The following is a 19,875-nucleotide window of genomic DNA, read 5'->3' as shown; positions in this document are numbered from 1 at the left end:
GAGGCGGAGGATGCGCGGATCGAACGCGCGCGGGGTCAGGCCCCGACGACGGCTTAGCAAGCCGCTGCCTTACCACTCGGCCAATCCTCCGGGAGGACGGCCGCGCGCGGTGCGCAGCGACGGCCGCCCGGGCGTGCTGCTCGGAGCGGCGCGGCGGAGCAGTCGCTGACTACTCCGGTGCCGGCTCGGGCACGCCCTGCTGGGAGCTCGACGGACTCGGACTCTCGGTCATCGCCGCACTCCTCTCCCGGTCTGTGGTGCCGTTCCCGGCGGGTGCCGTCTCACCTACTGTGCCGTGGCCCCGTTGCCCGGCGCCACCCGATTACGGCGGCGCCGGGCAACGGGACTTCGGCAGGACCCTTCGTCAGCGGTTCCTGTTGCGGCGGCTCAGGTCCTTCAGGTTCCGCGCGAGCTCGTCCATGCGTCCGTCCAGCCGCACGATGTCCTCGGACACTCCGCCCAGCCGCACGCTCATGGCACCGACCACCTGGTGCGTGACCTCCATCCTGCGGTCGAGGCTGTCGAGGCGGTGCGACATCCGGTTGAGGACCGGCCCGAGTTCCTGCAGGGCGCTGCCGACTCCGGCCAGGCAGCTTTCGACCCGGGTGACGCGGTGTTCGAGCGAGGCGTATCCCGCGCGCAGGTCCTGCTCGGCGTCGAGAAGATACGTACGGACGCATCGGGCGATGTCGCTGTCGCGAAGAAGCATGGCGACGTTGAGGACGGTCCTGCGGGTGTGGAGGCGGAGCTGAGTTGCCGCCTGTGGATAACTCCCGGCGCCCTCGTCACCCCATAGCGACACCATGTCGCTATGGAATGTCCGCAGTTCAGAGCCACGGAGCACCCGCATCCCATTCTGCGTGAGCTCGTCCTGATGGCGATCGGTCAGCCTTCTGACAGCACCTGTGGATACTTCGAAGTAGCGGGCCACGTCCTCGGTGCGAACGTGAACTCCGTCAGGGAGCATGACAAGGCTCTTCACCTTGTCCAGGGCGTCGACGCGCCCCATCTGTTCGACGCGCAACGCGCGTGATTCGAGCAGGGCGACTTCCGTGGGCATGAGCGTGCCTTCCGATCACGGATGCAACGGGCGGACAGCCCTCTCCCCGGGCTTCAGGGGCGGAGGACGCTCACGGTTGCCACTCACTCATGGACCGACCGACGGTGCTTCCCGCCGTATCGGCTATCCGGATTCACGAACGCTCGACGCCACAGATTCCAGTTGCCTCCACGCAGAGTGGACAACGAGCCGATATCCGTACAGTTACGCGTATGACTGTCCGATATGCGACAACCCCCGTCCATCGGACGGGGATTGTCGCCATCGCAAGCCGCCTGTGCTCACTCCTCGCCGGCGAGCTTCAGCGTCCGCAGCTTCTGACCGGCGTACCAGGTCGCCACCACGGTGACCGCCAGCAGCAGCACCGTCGCGACCGGGAGGCCGACATCGGAGGTGATCGCGCCGCCCCCGCCCACCTTCTCCGCCAGAGCCAGTGACCACTGCTGCACGCTGAGCGTGCGGGCGCCGGGTACGAGGCTGCCGAAGAGGGCCTCCCACACGAGCGCGTAGACGAGACCGAGCACCACCGCGTGCCGGCTGACCGTGCCCAGCAGCAGGAACAGCGCGCTGTAGGCGATCGAGGCGACCAGCGCGGCGATCGTGTACGCCACCGCGATCTGCTGGCCGTTCCCGTTGAGGATCAGACCGGCGATCAGGGTCGGCACCGCCGAGAACACCATCGTCACCGCGATCGCCACGACCAGCTTGGTCAAGATGATCCTCGGCCGCTTCACCGGCTTGGCCAGCAGATAGACGATCGATCCGTCGTCGATCTCCGGCCCGATGGCTCCCGTACCGGCGATCACACCGATCAGCGGCACCATGGTGGCGATGGCGAATCCACCGAGCACGTCCGAGGCCACCTGGTCGTCCGCCCCGGCGAACATGCGTACCGCCACCGCGATGACGATCAGGAGCGCCGGCAGGACGAAGAGGATGGCGGCCCGGCGCCGGCCGAGCAGGGCCCGGTAGGTGAGCCGGGCGACTGTGGGGTCGTACATGACGTCACAGCTCCTTTCAGGCCACTACTCAGGCCGCTACGAGATAGGAAAAGACCGATTCGAGGGACTCGTCGGACGGCGAAACGGTCAGCAGCCGAATGCCCTGATCACGTGCCACCTTCGGCAGCAGCGTGGTGAAGCGTGCGAAGTCGACGGCCTGGATGCGCAGCGCGTTCTCGCCGAGGTCGACCTCGATGCCGGCCGTCGACGGGTCGGCGATGAGCGCGGCCGCGAGGGCACGGTCGTCACTGGACCGTACGAGATAGCGGTGCGGCCGGTCCGTCATCAGCCGGCGGATCCTGCGGAAGTCACCGGACGCGGCGTGCCGCCCCGCCACGATCACCTCGATGTGCGAAGCGAGCTGCTCGACCTCTTCGAGGATGTGGGAGGAGAAGAGAACCGTGCGCCCCTCGGCCCCCATCCGTCGCAGCAGTTCCATCAGCTGCATCCGCTGGCGCGGGTCCATTCCGTTGAACGGCTCGTCCAGCAGCAGCACGGACGGATTGTGGACCAGCGCGGACGCCATCTTCACGCGCTGGCGCATGCCCTTGCTGTACGTGGAGATCTTCCGGTCCTGCGCGTACTCCATCTGGACCGTGGCCAGCGCGGCAGCCGCCTCGGCATCGCCGAGGCCCTGCAGTTCGGCGTTGGCCACGACGAACTCCCGGCCGGTCAGGAAGTCGTACATCCCCTCCCGCTCCGGCACGATGCCGATCTGCCGGTAGACGGCCTCGTTGCGCCAGATCGGCGAGCCGTCGAGCGTGACCGTGCCCGTCGACGGGGCGAGGAACCCGGCCATCATGTTGATCAGCGTGGACTTGCCGGCGCCATTGGGCCCCAGCAGACCGGTGACCCCGGGGCCCACGGTCATGCTCACGTCGTTGACGGCGACCACATTGCCGAACCAGCGGGAGGTGTGGTCGATCTCGATGGTGGTCACAGGCCGACCCTCCGGTAGCGGCGCATCAGTACGGCGTACGAGCCGGCGACGAGCGCGAGAACAACGATCAGATAGACCACACCGGCCCCGGCCCCCGGGCCTTCCCCTCCGGGGAAGGCGGAGTCCGCTCCGAGGAACGCGGTCTGCACACCGTCGATGAGCGTGATCGGGGAGAAGAGCCCCAGCCAGGGCACGGCGCCGGTGGACCCCGTGTCCCAGGCGATGCCCTGGATCGTGCTGACCGCGCCGTACGTGATCGTCAGCACGGCGATCACCGCTGCGACACCGAATCCGCGCCGCGGCGTGAGTGCGGCCATCACCAGGCCGAGACCTGCGAAGAGCACGGACAGCAGCGCCACCGACACCATCCCCTGAGCGAACCACTTGGTCTGGTCGGCGAAGTCGAACTTCCCCAGCAGAGCGCCCGCGTACAGGATGACGAGCGGCGCCGCGGTGAGGACGAAGAGCGCCGATGCCATGGCGGCGAACTTCGCGAGGACGTAGTCGCCCCGCTCGATCGGCCGGGAGAAGTAGAGCGGGATGCTCTTGAACCGGAGATCCCTGGAGACCGACTGCGGTGCCTGCGCGGCGATGAACAGGCCGATGACCGCCTGCAGATAGATCGCGAACCGGGTGTACTTGATCGGCAGCTGCGTCGTGTTGGGAGTCGCGACCGCGACTGCCACGAGAACCGCCGCGACCAGGCACATCACGCCGAACAGCAGCATGGGCAGCACCTTGGACTTGGTCGAACGACCGAGCCCGAAGGAACCGCGCAGGGACTGCGAGTAGAGCGACCGGCGGGCGTAGGCGCGGCCGAGGCGCGGGCCGTCGTAGGCGCGGTAGCCGATGTTGTGGATCCGGGAGGTCTCGCTCCCGGTCGCGGCGCCGGTCTCAGTGCTCATCGCGACCGCTCCCCTTCTGCTGTACGGCCCCGGCGGACACGGGCGCGGTCCGCGCCTCGGGGTGTGCTGCCGGTGCCTCTTCGGTACGGAAGACCTCGGAGATGTGATGGCGGCGCTGTTCCATCCGGACGAGGCCGAGACCGAGACCGGCGACGCTGTCGCGAACGAGGTCGTACGTCTCCTCGCCGGACGCCTCGATCAGCAGGATGTGGCCCGCTCCCGGCAGCCCCTCGGCGTCGAGCCCGTTGAGCCCCACCAGCTTGATCCCCGCACCGGTGAGGACCTCGCGCAGTGCGTCGGTCCCATCGGGGTGGGTGTCGCTGTCGGTGACCTCGACCGCGAGTGTCGTGGTGGTCTGGGTGAAGTCGCTGGTGGAGCTGGAGCGCAGCAGTGCTCCGCCGTCGATGACGACGACGTGGTCGCAGGTGCGCTCCAGTTCGCCCAGGAGGTGCGAGGTGACGAGGACCGAGATGCCGAAGTCCGTGTGGATCCGCCGGATCAGGCCGAGCATCTCGTCGCGGCCCACCGGGTCCAGCCCGTTGGTCGGCTCGTCGAGGAGGACCAGCTGCGGGTCGTGGACCAGCGCCTGGGCCAGTTTCACCCGCTGCTTCATGCCGGTCGAGTAGCCGCCGATGGGGCGGTAGCGCTCCTCGTACAGGCCGACGTGCCGCAGCGTGTCCGCGGTGCGTTCACGGGCCGCGGTCGGCGGGAGTCCGGACATCCGCGCCATGTGGACGACGAACTCGGTGGCCGAGATGTCGGGCGGCAGACAGTCGTGTTCGGGCATGTAGCCGACCCGTTCCCGGATGGCGGCGCCGCTGGTCGACACGTCGAGCCCGAGCACTGCGGCCCGGCCCTCGGTCGCGGGGGACAGACCCAGCAGGATCTTGATCAACGTGGACTTGCCGGCTCCGTTGGCGCCCACCAGCCCGGTCACACCGGGGCCGATGTCCAACGAGAGCCGGTCAAGCGCGGTCACCCTGGGGAACCGCTTGCTCAGGCCTTCGGTCGCAATGACAGTCACGTCGTCGACGTTAGTGGCGCGGGCCACACCGGTCGTCAGACCTGACGGCTGGATTCCCGTCAGACTCCAGATGTACGGACCCGTAGGGGGACCCCTCGGAGGAGGACCGGCCGCCACAGGGACGGGGAGCGCCACCCGGCGTCGCGTCCGGGGCGGGCAGCTGCGTCGTGTCCGGAGCGGCCGGCTGCGGAGTTGTCCACAGGCCGGGCGCACCCCTTGACGTAGCCGCCGGACATTGTCACATTCATCAGTGTCACGTTACGGACACGTACCGCACACGGCAGGGAACGGACGGTGGCATGGCCTCGCGCGTCAAGGACGAACGGGCCCCGGAACTGCAGGGGTTCAGGGAAGTGCAACGTCTCGCGTACGACTGCGCGGAAGCGGTCGCAGCCCGCCTGAGACCGGGGGTGACGGAGCGCGAGGCGGCCCGTATGCAGCGCGAGTGGCTGCGTGAGCGCGGGGTGCGCGACTGGTTCCATCTCCCGTTCGCCTGGTTCGGGGACCGTACGGCGTTCGCCGGGTTCAGGGTGCCGCTGCAGTTCTTCCCGACCGACCGGCGGCTGGAGCCGGGGATGCCGTTCATCCTCGACATGGCCCCGGTCCACAAGGGGTTCACGGCAGACATCGGGTACTCCGGCTGCCTCGGTCTCCACCCTCTCCACGACCGGCTGCTGGCCGATCTCGAGGCGCACCGCGGGCTGATCCTGAGCGAGGTGCGGGAGCGGCGTCCACTGCGCGAGATCTACGAGGACGTCGAACGCCTCATGATCAGACAGGGGTACGCCAACCGGCACCGCGCCTACCCGTTCGGGGTCATCGCCCACAAGGTCGACCGGGTCGCCGAACGGCGTTGGTCGCCCCATGTGTTCGGGTTCGGGACGCAGTCGCTCAAGGGGCTGCTGAGCGATGCGGTGCACGGACACCGGGACGGCTGGTCGCCGCTCTGGAGTCCGTACCGCTTCTCCGACCATCCTCCGCAACCGGGGCTGTGGGCGGTCGAGCCGCACCTCGGATTCCGGGGTACGGGTGCGAAGTTCGAGGAGATCCTGGTCGTCACCGACTCACGCGATCCCGAGCAGAGTGCCTTCTGGCTGGACGATGATCTGCCGCATGTGCGGCGCTGGGCCGAGGAGAGGGTGGCGGCGTGAGTCTGCGAGATCTGCCGGGGGCGCGCGAGCGCCGGGTGGCCACGGGAGGTATCGAGCTGTGTGTCGTGGAGCTCGGTGACGCGGCCCGGCCCACGATCGTGCTGGTGCACGGCTATCCGGACAGCAAGGAGGTCTGGACGCAGGTCGCCCGGCAGCTCGCCGAGCAGTGGCATGTCGTGCTGTACGACGTGCGGGGGCACGGCAGGTCGACGGCTCCGGTGCCGCTGCGCGGCGGGTTCACGCTGGAGAAGCTGACCGACGACTTCCTGGCCGTCGCCGACGCGGTGAGTCCGGACCGGCCGGTTCACGTGGTCGGGCACGACTGGGGTTCGGTGCAGGCCTGGGAGTTCGCCACGGTCAGCCGCACCGAGGGGCGGATCGCCTCCTTCACCTCGATGTCCGGCCCGTCGCTGGATCACTTCGGGCACTGGATCAAGCAGCGGATGGCCCGTCCCACCCCGCGCCGGGTCGGCCAGCTGCTCGGGCAGGGCGCCAAGTCCTGGTACGTGTACATGCTGCACACTCCCGTGCTGCCCGAGCTCGCCTGGCGCGGACCGCTCGGCAAACGGTGGCCGCGCATCCTGGAACGGCTGGAGAAGGTGCCTCCGGGCGACTACCCGACGCCGTCCCTGCCCGACGATGCGGCCCGTGGGGCCTGGCTCTACCGGGACAACGTCCGTTCCCGGCTGCGCCGGCCGCGCGCCGACGCCTTCGCGCACGTACCGGTCCAGCTGATCACCCCGACCGGCGACATATTCCTCTCGGAACAGCTCTACGACGGACTCGACGCATGGGTACCGCAGTTGACGCGACGCTCGCTGCCGGCCAAGCACTGGGTGCCGCGTACCAGGCCGGACCAGCTGGCTTCCTGGATCGGCGAGTTCGCCGCTGCCAACGAGGCAGCCGCGCAAGGCGGTGTGCCGGTGCAGGACACCGCGCCCAAGGGTGCCTACGCGGAGCGGTTCGGCGGGCAGCTGGTCCTGGTGACGGGTGCGGCCGCCGGGATCGGGCGGGCCACGGCCTTCGCGTTCGCCGAGGCCGGCGCACGCGTGGTGGCCGTGGACCGGGACGAGGAGGGAGCCGCCCGGACCGCGGAACTGGCCCGGCTGATCGGCGCCCCGGCCGCCTGGGCCGAAACCGTCGACGTCAGCGACGAACAGGCCATGGAGAAGCTCGCCGAGAAGGTTGCCGCCGAGTACGGCATCGTCGATGTCCTGGTCAACAACGCCGGTATCGGGGTCTCGGGTTCGTTCCTGGAGACGAGCGCCGAGGAGTGGCGGCGCGTACTCGACGTGAACCTCTGGGGCGTCATCCATGGCTGCCGGCTCTTCGGCAAGCAGATGGCCGACCGCGGGCAGGGCGGCCACATCGTCAACACGGCTTCCGCCGCCGCGTATCAGCCGTCCCGTGCGCTGCCCGCGTACAGCACGTCGAAGGCCGCCGTGCTGATGCTCAGCGAGTGTCTGCGTGCCGAACTCGCGGAGAAGTCGATCGGGGTCAGCGCCATCTGCCCCGGGATCGTGAACACGAACATCACCGCCACCACCCGCTTCGCCGGAGCGGACGCGGCCGAGGAACAGCGGCTGCGGAAGCGGACGGGCAAGCTGTACGGGATGCGCAACTATCCGCCGGAGAAGGTCGCCGACGCGATTCTCAGGGCGGTCGTCCGCAACCAGGCCGTCGTCCCGGTGACGCCCGAGTCGCATGCCGCCCGGTTCCTGTCCCGGCTCAGCCCGGGAGCGCTGCGCGCGGTCGCCCGGCTGAAGCCTCCGCTGTGAGTGCCGCCGGGCCGCCGGCGGCCGGCCGGACAGTCGCCGAGTACCGGATCGAGGACCTCGCGCACGCCAGTGGCGCCACGGTCCGCACCATCCGCGCCTATCAGGACCGGGGGCTGCTGCCGACCCCGGAACGGCGCGGCCGGGCCAATGTGTACCGGGACACCCATCTCGCCCGGCTCCGGCAGATCGCGGACCTGCTGGACCGGGGCTACACCCTGGCCAGCATCAAGGAGTTGCTGGAGGCCTGGGACACGGGGCGCGGCCTGGGCGGCGTGCTGGGGCTCGTCGCCGAGGTGCACGGGCCGTGGACGGACGAGCGGGCCGACCGCATCACCCGCGCGGACCTGGCAGAGAGGTTCGGCGGGCACCCCGACGACGAGGCGGTCGCCGAAGCCGTGGGGCTCGGAGTGCTCGAACGTATTCCGGGGCGCGACGACGAGTTCCTTGTCCCGAGTCCGCAAGAGCTCGCGGTGGCGGTCGAGTTGTACGCCGCCGGCGTACCGCTGAGCGCAATCTCCGGTCATCTGCGGGAGCTTCGCGGGCAGGTCGAGCAGATAGCGTCCCGTTTCCTGGAGTTCACGACGGAACACGTCTTCGCCCGATATCTCGGCCACCGGCCCCCGTCCGACGCGGACGCGTCCGCGGCGGCTTCGATGGTGCGGCGCCTCCGTCCGCTGGCACAGCAGACAGTGGACGCCGAACTCGCCAGGGCCATGCGGACGTTCGCCACCAGACATCTGGAGCAGCATCTCTCCGCCGTCGGCCCCTTCGCCTCGCCGTCCACCACTCCGCCGCCGATACCGGTCGCGCTCCCCACCGGGACGATCAACGCTGTGGAACGCCTGGTTGGCCGGGAGAAGGCCGCAGCCTTCATCGCGGCAGCCGCCGAACGTGAGGTACAGACAAGGATATTGGACACACTAGCCCCACCTTCGGCCAATTCACCCATAGTTGATCAAAGCGGCTAATTGGTAAGTGAGTTGTCCACAGAATCGCCAAATTACCTGTGGATAACTGGAGTTGGCTGTGGATCAAACCTGTGGGCGAAAATTTGCTGAGCGAACTCGGGAGCCAAATCCGGATGCGCCGGAGAGGGCCCGGCAGGCAGGCTGTCCGGATGGATGACAGACGCACCGTCAAGGTGTCCAAATACCTCTCGAAACACCTCCGGCATCAGCCCGAACGGATCGGTCTCACGCTGGACGCCAACGGCTGGGTGGCGATCGACGAGCTGCTACGGGCCGTTGCCCGCCACCACTTCCCGCTCACCCGCGCCGAACTCGACCATGTCGTCGCGTCCAACGACAAGCAGCGCTTCGCCATCGAGGGCGACCGCATCCGGGCGAGCCAGGGCCACACCGTCGAGGTGGACCTGGACCTGCCGCCGGCCGAGCCGCCCGCGTACCTGTACCACGGCACGGTCGCCCGGTCCCTGGACGCGATCCGCGGCGAGGGGCTGCGTCCGATGAATCGCACGCATGTCCACCTCTCGCCCGACCGCGAGACGGCGACCCGCGTCGGAGCACGGCGCGGCCGTCCTGTCGTCCTGTCCGTGGACGCGGGTGCCATGCACCGGGCCGGACACGTCTTCTACGTCAGCGCCAACGGGGTCTGGCTCAGCGCCGCCGTACCCCCGGAATTCCTGCGCCTGCCCGGCTGACGGGGCGCTCGCCCCGGCCACCGCGCCCGTTCGGGCGCTGACCCGGTACCGCCCGCTACCCCGCGAGCTGGTCCAGCCCCTGCGTCACGATCCGCTCGAAGAGCTTCTCGTCCGCCACCACAGCGGGGAACTCCGGGCTGCCGTCCGGCACCGGTGCGTGGATCACGATCTCGGTGAAACCGAGCTCCGCGTACCTGCCCGCGAAGTCCACGAACGCGTCCACGGAAGCGAAAGGTCCGACCCGGCCGCCGACGAGATCCGGGTTGAACTCCGGCGTGAAGCCGGTGAGGAGGATCTTGTCGAGCTCGTCCACGTCCCGGCCGCCCTCGGCACAGGCCTTACCCAGCCTGGCGACCTGGCCCCGGACGGCATCGACCGACTCCGCCGCACTGCCCGCCTCGTACATCTTCGGATCACCCGTGGTCACCCACGCCTGTCCGTACCGCGCGGCCAGCGCGAGCCCGCGCGGTCCCGTCGCGGCGACGGCCAACGGCAGCCGCGGGAGTTGCGCGCAGCCCGGGATGTTCCGGGCCTCGGTGGCCGAGTAGAACGCTCCCTCACGCGTCAGCCCGGCCGGCTCGCGGAGCAGTCCGTCCAGCAGCGCCACGAACTCACCGAACCGGTCCGCCCGCTCGCGCGGGGTCCACGGCGATTCGTCGCCCCGCAGGAGCGTCGTCGCGTCGAAGCCGTTGCCACCGGCCCCGATGCCCAGCGTCACCCGGCCACCCGAGATGTCGTCGAGCGAGATGAGCTCCTTGGCCAGGGTCACCGGATGCCGGAAGTTCGGTGAGGTCACGAGCGTTCCCAGCCGCAGCCGCGAGGTGGCACAGGCTGCCGCTGTCAGGGTGGGAAGGGCGCCGAACCACGGCCGGTCGCGGAAAGCCCGCCAGGCCAGGTGGTCGTAGGTGTACGCGGCGTGCAGACCCAGCTCCTCGGCGCGCTCCCACTGCGTCCGGCCGCCCTCGTGCCAGCGGCGGACGGGCAGGATGACGGTGCTCAGGCGCAGGGGGGTGCTCATGGCCCAGAGTTTACGGTGGGCCGCCCGGCCCCACCTTTCCCGCAGGCTTCCGTGCGGGACGGCACGGGGACACCGGCATGCGGGATCCGCAGAGAACGCCGGAAATCCGCAGACATATGCCAGAGGAATGTTCCCCTGCTCAGCGGCGTGCGCACTCAAATGTGCGCCCCTGCGCACGCCCGTGCACCCTCGTACGCGAGAATGGACCGGTGACCTCAGCTACCGAACCGCCCGTTCCTGCCGCTCCCCGGCTGATCGCCACCGACCTGGACGGCACCCTCCTGCGCGACGACAAGACCGTCTCGGACCGCACGGTCGCGGCACTCGCCGCTGCCGAGGAGGCCGGCATCGAGGTCTTCTTCGTCACCGGACGTCCCGCCCGCTGGATGGACGTCGTCAGCGATCACGTGCACGGCCACGGTCTGGCCATCTGCGCCAACGGAGCCGCAGTCGCCGACCTGCACGCCGGCGGCAGGCTGCTGAAGGTGCGGGGACTGGAGCGGCCGATCGCCCTCGATGTCGTGCACCTGCTGCGCGCGGCCGCCCCCGGCACGTCGTTCGCCGTCGAGCTGGCCACCGGTATCCACTACGAACCGGCCTACCCGCCCTTCCACCTCGACCCGGGCGCGACGGTGGCCGTGGCCGAGAAGCTGCTCCACGAGGAGACGCCGGGCGCCGGTGCCCCGGTGCTGAAGGTCCTGGCCCACCACGGCGAAATGACCCCGGACGCATTCCTCGCCCTGGCGCGCAGCATCGCCGGCGACCGGGCATCGTTCACCCGGTCCAGCCCCACGGCGCTCCTGGAGATCAGCGGCCCCGGTGTCTCCAAGGCCAGCACGCTGGAGCTGTGCTGTGCCGAGCGCGGCATCTCCGCCGCCGAGGTCGTCGCCTTCGGCGACATGCCGAACGACGTGGAGATGCTGAGCTGGGCGGGCACCTCGTACGCGATGGGCAACGCGCACCCGGCCGCTCTGGCCGCGGCCTCCGGCCGTACGGTCACCAACAACGAGGACGGTGTCGCGGTGGTCATCGAGCGGATCATCGCCGAACGCGCCCGTCTTCGCGTGGAGCGCTGAGGGGCGGACCCAGCCCGTCTCCGCGTGGAGCGCGTGGAGCGCAGGGAGGGCGGCCCCTGCCCGTCCCCGCGCGCAGCGCAGAGAGCGCGGACCCAGCCCGTCCCCGCGCGCAGCGCAGAGAGCGCGGACCCAGCCCGTCCCCGCGCGCAGCGCAGAGAGCGCGGACCGCACCCGCTGCGGTGCCCACCGGGGGATCGGAGAGGTGCCTGCCCATCAGAGAGGCGCCTGCCACACCACCGTCGTACCCGCGCCGTCCTCCCCGATCCCCGGTCCGAACCAACTGGCCCCGCCGAGTGATTCCGCCCGGCGGGCCAGGTTCCGCAGCCCGCTGCGCCGGCCGCCCGCCGGGATGCCCACCCCGTCGTCGGCGACCGAGAGCCGGACCGCGTCCCGTCCGTCGGGCAGCGTCACGGTCGCGTCGACGACCACATCGATCCGCGCCGCATCGGCATGCCGGAAGGCGTTGGACAGCGCCTCCCGGAGCGCAGCGATCAGGTTCTTGCCGGTCAGCTCACCGACCAGGGAGTCGACCGCACCGAGGAAGCGGTGGGACGGTTTGAAGCCCAGCGGGACGGCGGCCATGTTGATCTCGCGCAGCACACGGGTACGCAGCCCGGAGGGCGCCTCCGCCGGCTCCTGCTGGAGCGCGAAGATCGCGGTACGGATCTCCTGAATGGTCACGTCGAGTTCGTCGACCGCCCTGCCGACCCCGGTCTGCACCTCCGGCACGTCCGACCGGCGCTGTGCGCTCTCCAGCATCATCCCGGTGGCGAACAGCCGCTGGATGACCAGGTCGTGCAGGTCCCGGGCGATGCGGTCGCGGTCCTCGTAGACCGCGAGCCGCTCCCGGTCACGCTGCGCCTCGGCCATCATGAGCGCCAGGGCCGCCTGCGAGGCGAACTGGGTGGCGAGGGTCCGCTCCGTCTCCGTGAACGGCCGCCCGCCCCTGGCACGTGGTGTGGCGAGCGCGCCGAGCACCCGGCCCCCGCTGTGCAGCGGGAGCATCATGCTCGGGCCGAAACGGTCCGCCAGCCTGGTGATCATGCGGGAGTCGGTGGCCGAGTCGGCGACGAAGACCGCCTCCCCGTTCAACAGTCTCGCCACCACCGGACTGTGCGCGGGAATGATCACCCCGAGCGAGGCGGACGGGTCGTCCGCGGAGACGGCGACGATCTCCAGGCCCCCGTCCTCGGCCGGCAACAGCACGATGCCTGCCGCGGATCCGGCGAGATGGCGGGCCTGTTCGGCCACGACGGAGAGCGCGTCGTCGGCGTCTCCGCCGGACAGCAGAGCGGTGGTCACGGCCACCGACCCGTCGATCCAGCGCTCGCGCTGCCTGGCCGCCTCGTACAGCCGTGCGTTACCGATGGCGATGCCTGCCTCGGTGGCCAGCACACGGACCATGTGCAGGTCGTAGTCGTTGAACTCGCCGCCGTCGGCCTTCTCCGCCAGATACAGGTTGCCGAAGATCTCGCCCTGGACCCGGATCGGGACGCCGAGGAACGTGCGCATCGGCGGGTGGCCCGGCGGGAAGCCGGCGAACCTCGGGTCGGACGTCAGGTCGGCCAGCCGCAGGGGGTGCGGTTCGTGGATGAGGGCGCCGAGCAGTCCCCGCTGTCCGTCCGGCCGGCGCCCGATGGCGCGCTCCACACTCTCGGAGACTCCGTACGTGACGAAGTCGGACAGCCCTTTGCCCTCCTCGTCCACGACACCGATGGCGGCATAGTGGGCGTGCGCCAGCTCGGCAGCCGTCTCGCAGATCCGGTCGAGCGTGGAGTGGAGTTCCAGGCCCGTACCCACCGACCTCATGGCTTCCAGCAGCCGTGGAACGCGAGCGGTGAGTTCGGTCGACAGACCCTGCAGGCTGCGGGTCGCCTCCGTCGCCGCGTCGAGCGAGTCCAGTGAATCCTGTGGATTCAGGGGCTTCGGTGCCTTCGGCGGCCTGGACGGCTGCAGGGGCTCCAACGGTTGATCGGAATGATGCGCATGCTCCGGGTGGCTCGGGTCCTGCTCTGACATACCCAGAGCGTAGTTAGTCCTTTTTGAGGGGGAAAGTCGAGAGATGGAGCCGATCCATACGTCTCAGACACCCGCACCCACCGGCTCGCCGGGACCGGCCGTCGTCTCCTGCTCGCGCTTCAGCATCCGGCTCAGCGGCCCGTCCACCGCTGCGAGGCCGTTGTACGGGCCACGCTGTACGACTGAGCCCTCCTCCAGGACCACCACCTCGTCCACGGCGTCCAGCCCTTCGAGCCGGTGGGTGATCAGTACGGTCGTACGCCCCTGAGTCGCCGCCAGCAGGTCCGCGGTCAGTGCATCGGCCGTCGGCAGGTCGAGGTGCTCGGCCGGCTCGTCCAGGACCAGCACGGGGAAGTCCGCGAGCAGCGCCCGGGCCAGGGCGAGACGCTGGCGCTGACCGCCGGAGAGGCGGGCTCCGTGCTCACCGACGAGCGTGTCCAGACCGTCCGGCAGCGCCAGTGCCCAGTCGAGCAGCCTGGCCCGGCCGAGGGCGTCGCGCAGTTCCGCGTCCGTCGCGCCGGGGCGGGCCAGCCGCAGGTTCTCCCGGATGGAACTGTCGAAGACGTGGGCGTCCTGCGCACAGAGGCCGACGAACCGCCGGACCGTGTCCCCGTCCAGCGCGGACGCGTCCACCCCGCCGATCCGGTACGTGCCCGTCCGCGCGTCCAGGAAGCGGAGCAGGACCTGGGCCAGCGTGGTCTTCCCGGAACCGGACCGGCCCACGACCGCGATGCGCCGGCCCGCCTCCAACGTGAGGTCGAAGGAGTCCAGCGCATCGTGCCCGGCTCCCGCGTAACGGGCCGACAGGCCCCGTACCTCCAGCGGGAACGGTGACGCGGGAGCCTCGGCGGGGACGGCGGGTTCCCGTACCGGCACCGGGGCGTCCAGCACCTCGAACACCCGCTCCGCACTCCGCTTGACCCGCTGCCGGTACTGCACGGCGAGCGGCAGACCGGTCACGGCTTCGAAGGCGGCCAGCGGGGTGAGGACGACGACGGCGAGTTCCACCCCGGCCAGCCGGCCGTCGGCCACTGCGGGAAGGGCGACGAGGGCGGCGGCGACCACGGTGAGGCCGGCGACCAGGGCGCCGAGACCGCCGCCGAGCGCGGTGGCCTTAGCCGCCCTGGCGGCGATCCGGGTCAGCACTCCGTCGGCCTCCCGGGTCCGGGCCAGGCGGGCCGGAAGCGCGCCGGCGACGGTCAGTTCGGCGGTTCCGCCGAGCATATCGGTGATCCCGGTGGCCAGGTCCGCCCGCGCGGGCGCCAGGCGGCGCTCCGCGTGCCGGGCACAGGCTCCGCTGACGAGCGGAACCCCGACCCCGGCCAGCAGCAGTCCGGCAGCCAGTACGGCGCCTGCCTCGGGCAGCAGCCACGCGGTGAAACCGACGGCACCCGCGCCCACGACGACCGCGGTGCAGGCAGGCAGCAGCCATCGCAGCCAGTAGTCCTGGAGGGCGTCCACATCGGCGACGAGCCGCGAGAGCAGGTCTCCCCGCCGGGTCCGGCGCAGGCCCGCGGGCGCGATGCGCTCCAGGCTCCGGTAGACGCTCACACGAAGCTCCGCGAGCATCCGGAGCACAGCGTCGTGCGAGACGAGGCGCTCGGCGTAGCGGAAGACCGCCCGACCGATCCCGAACGCCCGGGTCGCCGTCACCGCCACCATGAGATAGAGCACCGGGGGCTGTTCGGAGGCACGGGAGATCAGCCAGCCGGAGACGGCCATGAGGCCGACGGCCGAGCCCAGTGCGAGGCTTCCCAGCAACAGAGCCAGCAGCAGCCGGCCGCGCTGTGCGCCGGCGGCCTCCCTCACCCGGGCGAGCACATGCCCGGTCCACGCCGTCGTGTCCCGCAGCGTGCTGGATTCCTTCGGCGTATCGGTCGCGACGCCCGCTTCCCGGGCCTCCACCTGTCCCGGCACCACAGCGGCTGTCTGTTCCCCCGCCCGCTCAGCCGCCGCACCGGGCGCCTGCGCGGCCACTCCGGGAGGTGACAGGGCGACCACCCGGTCTGCCACGGACAGAAGCGCCGGCCGGTGGACGACCAGCAGCACGGTCCGGCCCACCGCCAGCCGTCGTACCGCCTCGACGATGCCCGCCTCCGTCTCGCCGTCCAGGCTCGCGGTCGGTTCGTCGAGCAGCAGGACCGGCCGGTCAGCGAGGAACGCACGGGCGAGTGCGAGCCGCTGGCGCTGTCCGGCGGAGAGACCCGCGCCGTCCTCGCCGAGGAGCGTGCCGGCACCGTCCGGCAGCGCGGCCACGAAGTCGTACGCCCCGGCCTCGCGCAGCGCGGCCGTCACCGCGCTGTCGTCCGCCCCGGGCCGGGCCAGCCGGACGTTCTCCGCGATGCTGCCCGCGAAGAGGTGCGGGCGCTGCGGCACCCAGGCGATCCGCTCGCGCCAGCGCTCGGGGGAGAGAGCCGCCAGATCGGTCCCGCCGACCCGCACCCGGCCCTCGTCGGGTGTCACGAATCCCAGCACCACGTTCAGGAGGGTGGACTTGCCGACGCCGCTCGGACCGACCAGCGCGACGGTCTCCCCCTCGTCCACCACCAGCGAGGCCGCGGCGAGCGAGGGTTCAGGGCGCCCGGCGTGCCGGACGGTCACTTCCTCCACTTCCAGCCGCAGCGAGCCGGGAACATCCTGCGTACCGCTTGTGCGCGGCTCGGTCTCCAGGACGGCGAAGATCTCCTCCGCGGCCGAGAGCCCCTCGGCCGCCGCGTGGTACTGCGCGCCTACCTGCCGGATCGGCAGGTAGGCCTCGGGGGCGAGGATCAGCACGACCAGACCGGTGTAGAGGTCGAGCTCCCCGTGCACGAGCCGCATGCCGATGGTGACCGCGACGAGCGCCACCGAAAGCGTCGCCAGGAGTTCCAGGGCGAAGGACGACAGGAACGCGATCCGCAGGGTCTTCAGCGTGGCCTGCCGGTACTGCGAGGTGATGGTGCGGATGGATTCGGCCTGGGCCTTGGCCCGGCCGAAGACCTTCAGCGTCGGCAGTCCCGCGACCACGTCGAGGAAGTGCCCCGAAAGCCGGGAGAGCAGGCGCCACTGCCGGTCCATCCGCGACTGGGTGGCCCAGCCGATCAGAATCATGAAGAGCGGGATGAGCGGCAGCGTGACGACGATGATCGCGGCCGAGACCCAGTCCTCGGTGACGACTCTGGCCAGCACGGCCACCGGCACCACCACCGCGAGTCCGAGCTGCGGGAGGTAGCGCGCGAAGTAGTCGTCGAGCGCGTCGATCCCCCGCGTGGCGAGAGCCACCAGTGAGCCGGTGCGCTGCCCGCTCAGCCAGTCCGGCCCCAGCTCTGCCGCCCGGGCGAGAAGGCGTCCGCGCAGCTCGGACTTGACGGCCGCGCCGGCCCGGTAGGCGGCCAGTTCGGTGAGCCACGCGACCAGGGCCCGGCCGAGTGCGACCGCGGCCAGCAGCAGGAGCGGAGTGCGCAGGTCCCCGCCCGAGAGCCCGTCCTCGAAGCCGCCCACCACCACTTCGGCGACGAGCGTGGCCTGGGCGATGACCAGCGCCGCTCCGGCCACTCCGAGTGCCACGACTGCTGCCAGGAACAGGCGGGTGGCACGGGCGTGGCGGAGCAGACGCGGATCGATCGGTTTCACGTGAAACACCCCATGGAGCTCGGCTCGGTCAAGGCACTCACTGCTTCAGTGCGCGTCGGCGATGTGCTGCGTACCGATCCGCTTGCGGAACACCCAGTACGTCCAGCCCTGATAGAGCAGAACGACAGGGGTGGCGATCCCCGCACACCAGGTCATGATCTTCAGCGTGTACGGACTGGACGAGGCATTGGTGACCGTGAGGCTCCAGGCGTCGTTCAGCGAGGACGGCATGACGTTCGGGAAGAGCGTCAGGAACAACATGCTGACCGCAGCCGCGATGGTCACCCCGGAGAAGGCGAAGGACCAGCCCTCACGCCCGGCCGCGATGGCCCCGATCGCCGCGACCAGGGCCACCACGGCGACGAGCATCGCGATCAGGCTCCAGCCGTCCCCGTTGTCGGCCTGGGTCCAGATCAGGAACCCGAGAGCGAGAACGGCGGTGGCCGCCCCCAGCTTCAGTGCCAGCCTGCGCGCCCGGGCCCGGATGTCCCCGACCGTCTTGAGTCCGGCGAACACCGCTCCGTGGAAGGTGAAGAGGAAGAGGGTGACCAGCCCGCCGAGGATCGCGTACGGGTTGAGCAGATCCCAGAAGTTGCCCACGTACTCCATGTCCGCGTCGATCTTCACGCCGCGGACGATGTTGCCGAAGGCGACGCCCCAGAGCAGGGCCGGGATCAGCGAGGTCCAGAAGATCGCGTGTTCCCAGTTGGTCTGCCACTTCGCCTCGGGCCGCTTCGCCCGGTACTCGAAGGCCACTCCCCGCACGATCAGGCAGAGCAGGATGATCAGCAACGGCAGGTAGAAACCGGAGAACAGGGTGGCGTACCACTCGGGAAACGCGGCGAAGGTCGCTCCGCCGGCGCTGAGCAGCCAGACCTCGTTGCCGTCCCACACGGGCCCGATCGTATTGATCAGGACCCGTCGTTCCTTACGGTCCCGCGCCAGCAGCTTGGTCAGGACACCGATCCCGAAGTCGAATCCCTCCAGGAAGAAGTAGCCGGTCCAGAGAACGGCGATGAGCACGAACCAGACGTCGTGGAGTTCCATCTCTCGGCTCCCTGTGCTCTCAGTAGGAGAAGGCCATGGGCCGGTCGGCGTCGTCGTGGTCGCCGCCGATCCTGGTGGGCGGGTTGAGGTCGGCGTCGGTCAGCTCCGGCGGCCCGGCCTTGATGTACTTCACGAGCAGCTTGACCTCGATCACGGCGAGCACGGCGTACAGCACCGTGAACAAGATCATCGAGGTGAGCACCTCGCCCTGCGAGACGCCGGGGGAGACCGCGTCACGGGTCTGCAGGACGCCGTAGACGACCCAGGGCTGACGCCCCATCTCGGTGAAGATCCAGCCCCAGGAGTTGGCGATCAGCGGGAAGAGAAGGGTCCAGAGCGCGACGATCCAGTAGCACTTGGCGAGCTTCGGGCTGAGCGCCTTGTTCTTGAACAGGACCAGATGCGGCACCTCGTCCTCGCCGGTGCGCATCCCCGGCGGCAGCATGAACTTCTTCCGGGTCAGCCACAGGCCGAGGATCCCGAGACCGAAGGACGCCATGCCGAAGCCGATCATCCACCGGAAGCTCCAGAAGGCGACGGGGATGTTGGGCCGGTAGTCGCCGGGACCGAACCGCTCCTGCTCGGCCTTGTTGATGTCGTTGATGCCGGGGACGTACGAGTTGAAGTCGTCGTCGGCGAGGAAGGACAGTATCCCGGGGATCGAGATCTCGACGGAGTTGTGGCCCTTGCTGACGTCTCCGTACGCGAAGATCGAGAAGGGTGCGGAGTTCTGCCCGTCCCACAGCGCCTCGGCCGCGGCCATCTTCATCGGCTGCTGCTTGAACATCACCTTGCCGAGCTGGTCTCCGCTGACGGCGGTGAGCAGCCCCGAGATCACGATGGTGATCAGGCCCAGCCGCAGCGAGGTCCGCATCACCGGGATGTGCTTCTTGCGCGCGAGGTGGAAGGCGGCGATGCCGACCATGAACGCGCCGCCGACCAGGAAGGCCGCCGTGATGGTGTGGAAGAACTGGGCGAGCGCGGTGTTCTGCGTGAGCACGTGCCAGAAGTCGGTGAGCTCGGCGCGTCCGCGTTCCTTGTTGATGCGGTAGCCGACCGGGTGCTGCATCCAGGAGTTGGCGGCCAGGATGAAGTACGCGGAGAGGATGGTGCCGATCGACACCATCCAGATGCAGGCGAGGTGGATCTTCTTGGGCAGCTTGTCCCAGCCGAAGATCCACAGACCGATGAACGTGGACTCGAAGAAGAACGCGATCAGCGCCTCGAACGCGAGCGGGGCGCCGAAGATGTCACCGACGAACCGTGAGTAGTCGGACCAGTTCATTCCGAACTGGAACTCCTGGACGATGCCCGTGACGACACCCATCGCGATGTTGATCAGGAAGAGCTTGCCCCAGAACTTGGTGGCCCTGAGGTACTTCTCCTTGTTGGTCCGCACCCAGGCGGTCTGCAGGCCGGCAGTGAGCGCGGCGAGAGAGATCGTCAGTGGAACGAACAGGAAGTGGTAGACGGTCGTCGTTCCGAACTGCCATCGCGCCAGGGTCTCCGGCGCCAGAGCCAGCTCCACGTCGTCTTCTCCTTACGTCGCCGCCGATACGTCGGCAGTTTGTCCTTTAAATCCGA

Annotated in this window: 15 protein-coding genes and 1 tRNA gene; 5 read left to right on the top strand and 11 right to left on the bottom strand. The window is 69.8% G+C overall.

From position 1 onward, the window contains the following. Positions 1-4: 4 nt before the first annotated feature. From OG446_RS18875 to OG446_RS18850, 6 genes are all read right to left on the bottom strand, one after another. Positions 5-90, bottom strand: a tRNA-Ser gene (locus OG446_RS18875). Between the two features lie 274 nt (positions 91-364). Further along, positions 365-1,060: a hypothetical protein gene (locus OG446_RS18870; RefSeq protein ID WP_328895148.1), complete on the bottom strand. Its 696-nt coding sequence runs from the start codon at positions 1,058-1,060 to the stop codon at positions 365-367. Positions 1,061-1,341: 281 nt separating this feature from the next. After that, positions 1,342-2,061, bottom strand: a complete 720-nt coding sequence (locus OG446_RS18865) for an ABC transporter permease (protein ID WP_328895147.1) — start codon at positions 2,059-2,061, stop codon at positions 1,342-1,344. A gap of 28 nt (positions 2,062-2,089) precedes the next feature. Then, on the bottom strand, positions 2,090-3,001 hold the full coding sequence (locus OG446_RS18860; protein WP_326659883.1) for an ABC transporter ATP-binding protein: 912 nt from the start codon (positions 2,999-3,001) through the stop codon (positions 2,090-2,092). Beyond that, entirely contained in the window at positions 2,998-3,906 is a 909-nt protein-coding gene (locus OG446_RS18855; RefSeq protein ID WP_326659885.1) for an ABC transporter permease, read from the bottom strand. Before OG446_RS18855 ends, OG446_RS18860 begins: the two co-directional genes overlap by 4 nt. Next, positions 3,896-4,930, bottom strand: a complete 1,035-nt coding sequence (locus OG446_RS18850; RefSeq protein ID WP_328895146.1) for an ABC transporter ATP-binding protein — start codon at positions 4,928-4,930, stop codon at positions 3,896-3,898. Before OG446_RS18850 ends, OG446_RS18855 begins: the two co-directional genes overlap by 11 nt. Before the next feature lie 299 nt (positions 4,931-5,229). Here OG446_RS18850 and OG446_RS18845 point away from each other — a divergent pair, with 299 nt between their 5' ends. From OG446_RS18845 to OG446_RS18830, 4 genes are all read left to right on the top strand, one after another. Beyond that, on the top strand, positions 5,230-6,081 hold the full coding sequence (locus OG446_RS18845; RefSeq protein WP_328895145.1) for a M24 family metallopeptidase: 852 nt from the start codon (positions 5,230-5,232) through the stop codon (positions 6,079-6,081). Then, positions 6,078-7,859, top strand: coding sequence for an SDR family oxidoreductase (locus tag OG446_RS18840; RefSeq protein WP_328895144.1), 1,782 nt, complete (start codon positions 6,078-6,080; stop codon positions 7,857-7,859). Before OG446_RS18845 ends, OG446_RS18840 begins: the two co-directional genes overlap by 4 nt. After that, the gene (locus OG446_RS18835) at positions 7,856-8,827 is read left to right on the top strand and encodes a MerR family transcriptional regulator (protein WP_328895143.1); all 972 of its coding nucleotides are present in this window, start codon (positions 7,856-7,858) and stop codon (positions 8,825-8,827) included. Before OG446_RS18840 ends, OG446_RS18835 begins: the two co-directional genes overlap by 4 nt. A gap of 149 nt (positions 8,828-8,976) precedes the next feature. Further along, on the top strand, positions 8,977-9,519 hold the full coding sequence (locus OG446_RS18830; RefSeq protein WP_328895142.1) for an RNA 2'-phosphotransferase: 543 nt from the start codon (positions 8,977-8,979) through the stop codon (positions 9,517-9,519). A gap of 55 nt (positions 9,520-9,574) precedes the next feature. Here the strand turns inward: OG446_RS18830 and OG446_RS18825 are convergent, their stop codons facing one another. After that, positions 9,575-10,537: an LLM class flavin-dependent oxidoreductase gene (locus OG446_RS18825; protein ID WP_328895141.1), complete on the bottom strand. Its 963-nt coding sequence runs from the start codon at positions 10,535-10,537 to the stop codon at positions 9,575-9,577. A 209-nt stretch (positions 10,538-10,746) separates the two neighbouring features. Between OG446_RS18825 and OG446_RS18820 the strand changes: the two genes are divergently transcribed. Further along, complete coding sequence (locus OG446_RS18820) at positions 10,747-11,613, top strand: HAD hydrolase family protein (protein WP_328895140.1); 867 nt, start codon at positions 10,747-10,749, stop codon at positions 11,611-11,613. Between the two features lie 213 nt (positions 11,614-11,826). Here OG446_RS18820 and OG446_RS18815 read toward each other — a convergent pair whose 3' ends face one another. The 4 genes from OG446_RS18815 to OG446_RS18800 all read right to left on the bottom strand — a co-directional run bounded on the left by OG446_RS18815 (position 11,827) and on the right by OG446_RS18800 (position 19,819). Next, positions 11,827-13,632, bottom strand: a complete 1,806-nt coding sequence (locus OG446_RS18815; RefSeq protein ID WP_328895139.1) for a sensor histidine kinase — start codon at positions 13,630-13,632, stop codon at positions 11,827-11,829. Between the two features lie 63 nt (positions 13,633-13,695). Next, a complete protein-coding gene (cydD, locus tag OG446_RS18810) occupies positions 13,696-17,244 on the bottom strand; it encodes a thiol reductant ABC exporter subunit CydD (RefSeq protein WP_328895138.1) in 3,549 nt (1,182 codons plus the stop codon). 45 nt (positions 17,245-17,289) lie between these two features. After that, positions 17,290-18,291 (bottom strand): cytochrome d ubiquinol oxidase subunit II, encoded by a 1,002-nt coding sequence (cydB, locus tag OG446_RS18805; RefSeq protein ID WP_328895137.1) that lies wholly within the window; start codon positions 18,289-18,291, stop codon positions 17,290-17,292. A 19-nt stretch (positions 18,292-18,310) separates the two neighbouring features. Next, positions 18,311-19,819: a cytochrome ubiquinol oxidase subunit I gene (locus OG446_RS18800; RefSeq protein ID WP_148019612.1), complete on the bottom strand. Its 1,509-nt coding sequence runs from the start codon at positions 19,817-19,819 to the stop codon at positions 18,311-18,313. Between the last annotated feature and the right edge of the window lie 56 nt (positions 19,820-19,875).

It is taken from the genome of Streptomyces sp. NBC_00236 (genome assembly GCF_036195045.1).
Taxonomy (GTDB): domain Bacteria; phylum Actinomycetota; class Actinomycetes; order Streptomycetales; family Streptomycetaceae; genus Streptomyces.
The sequence above is the reverse complement of the archived record's forward strand: the minus strand, read 5'-3'. Positions and strand labels throughout refer to the sequence as shown.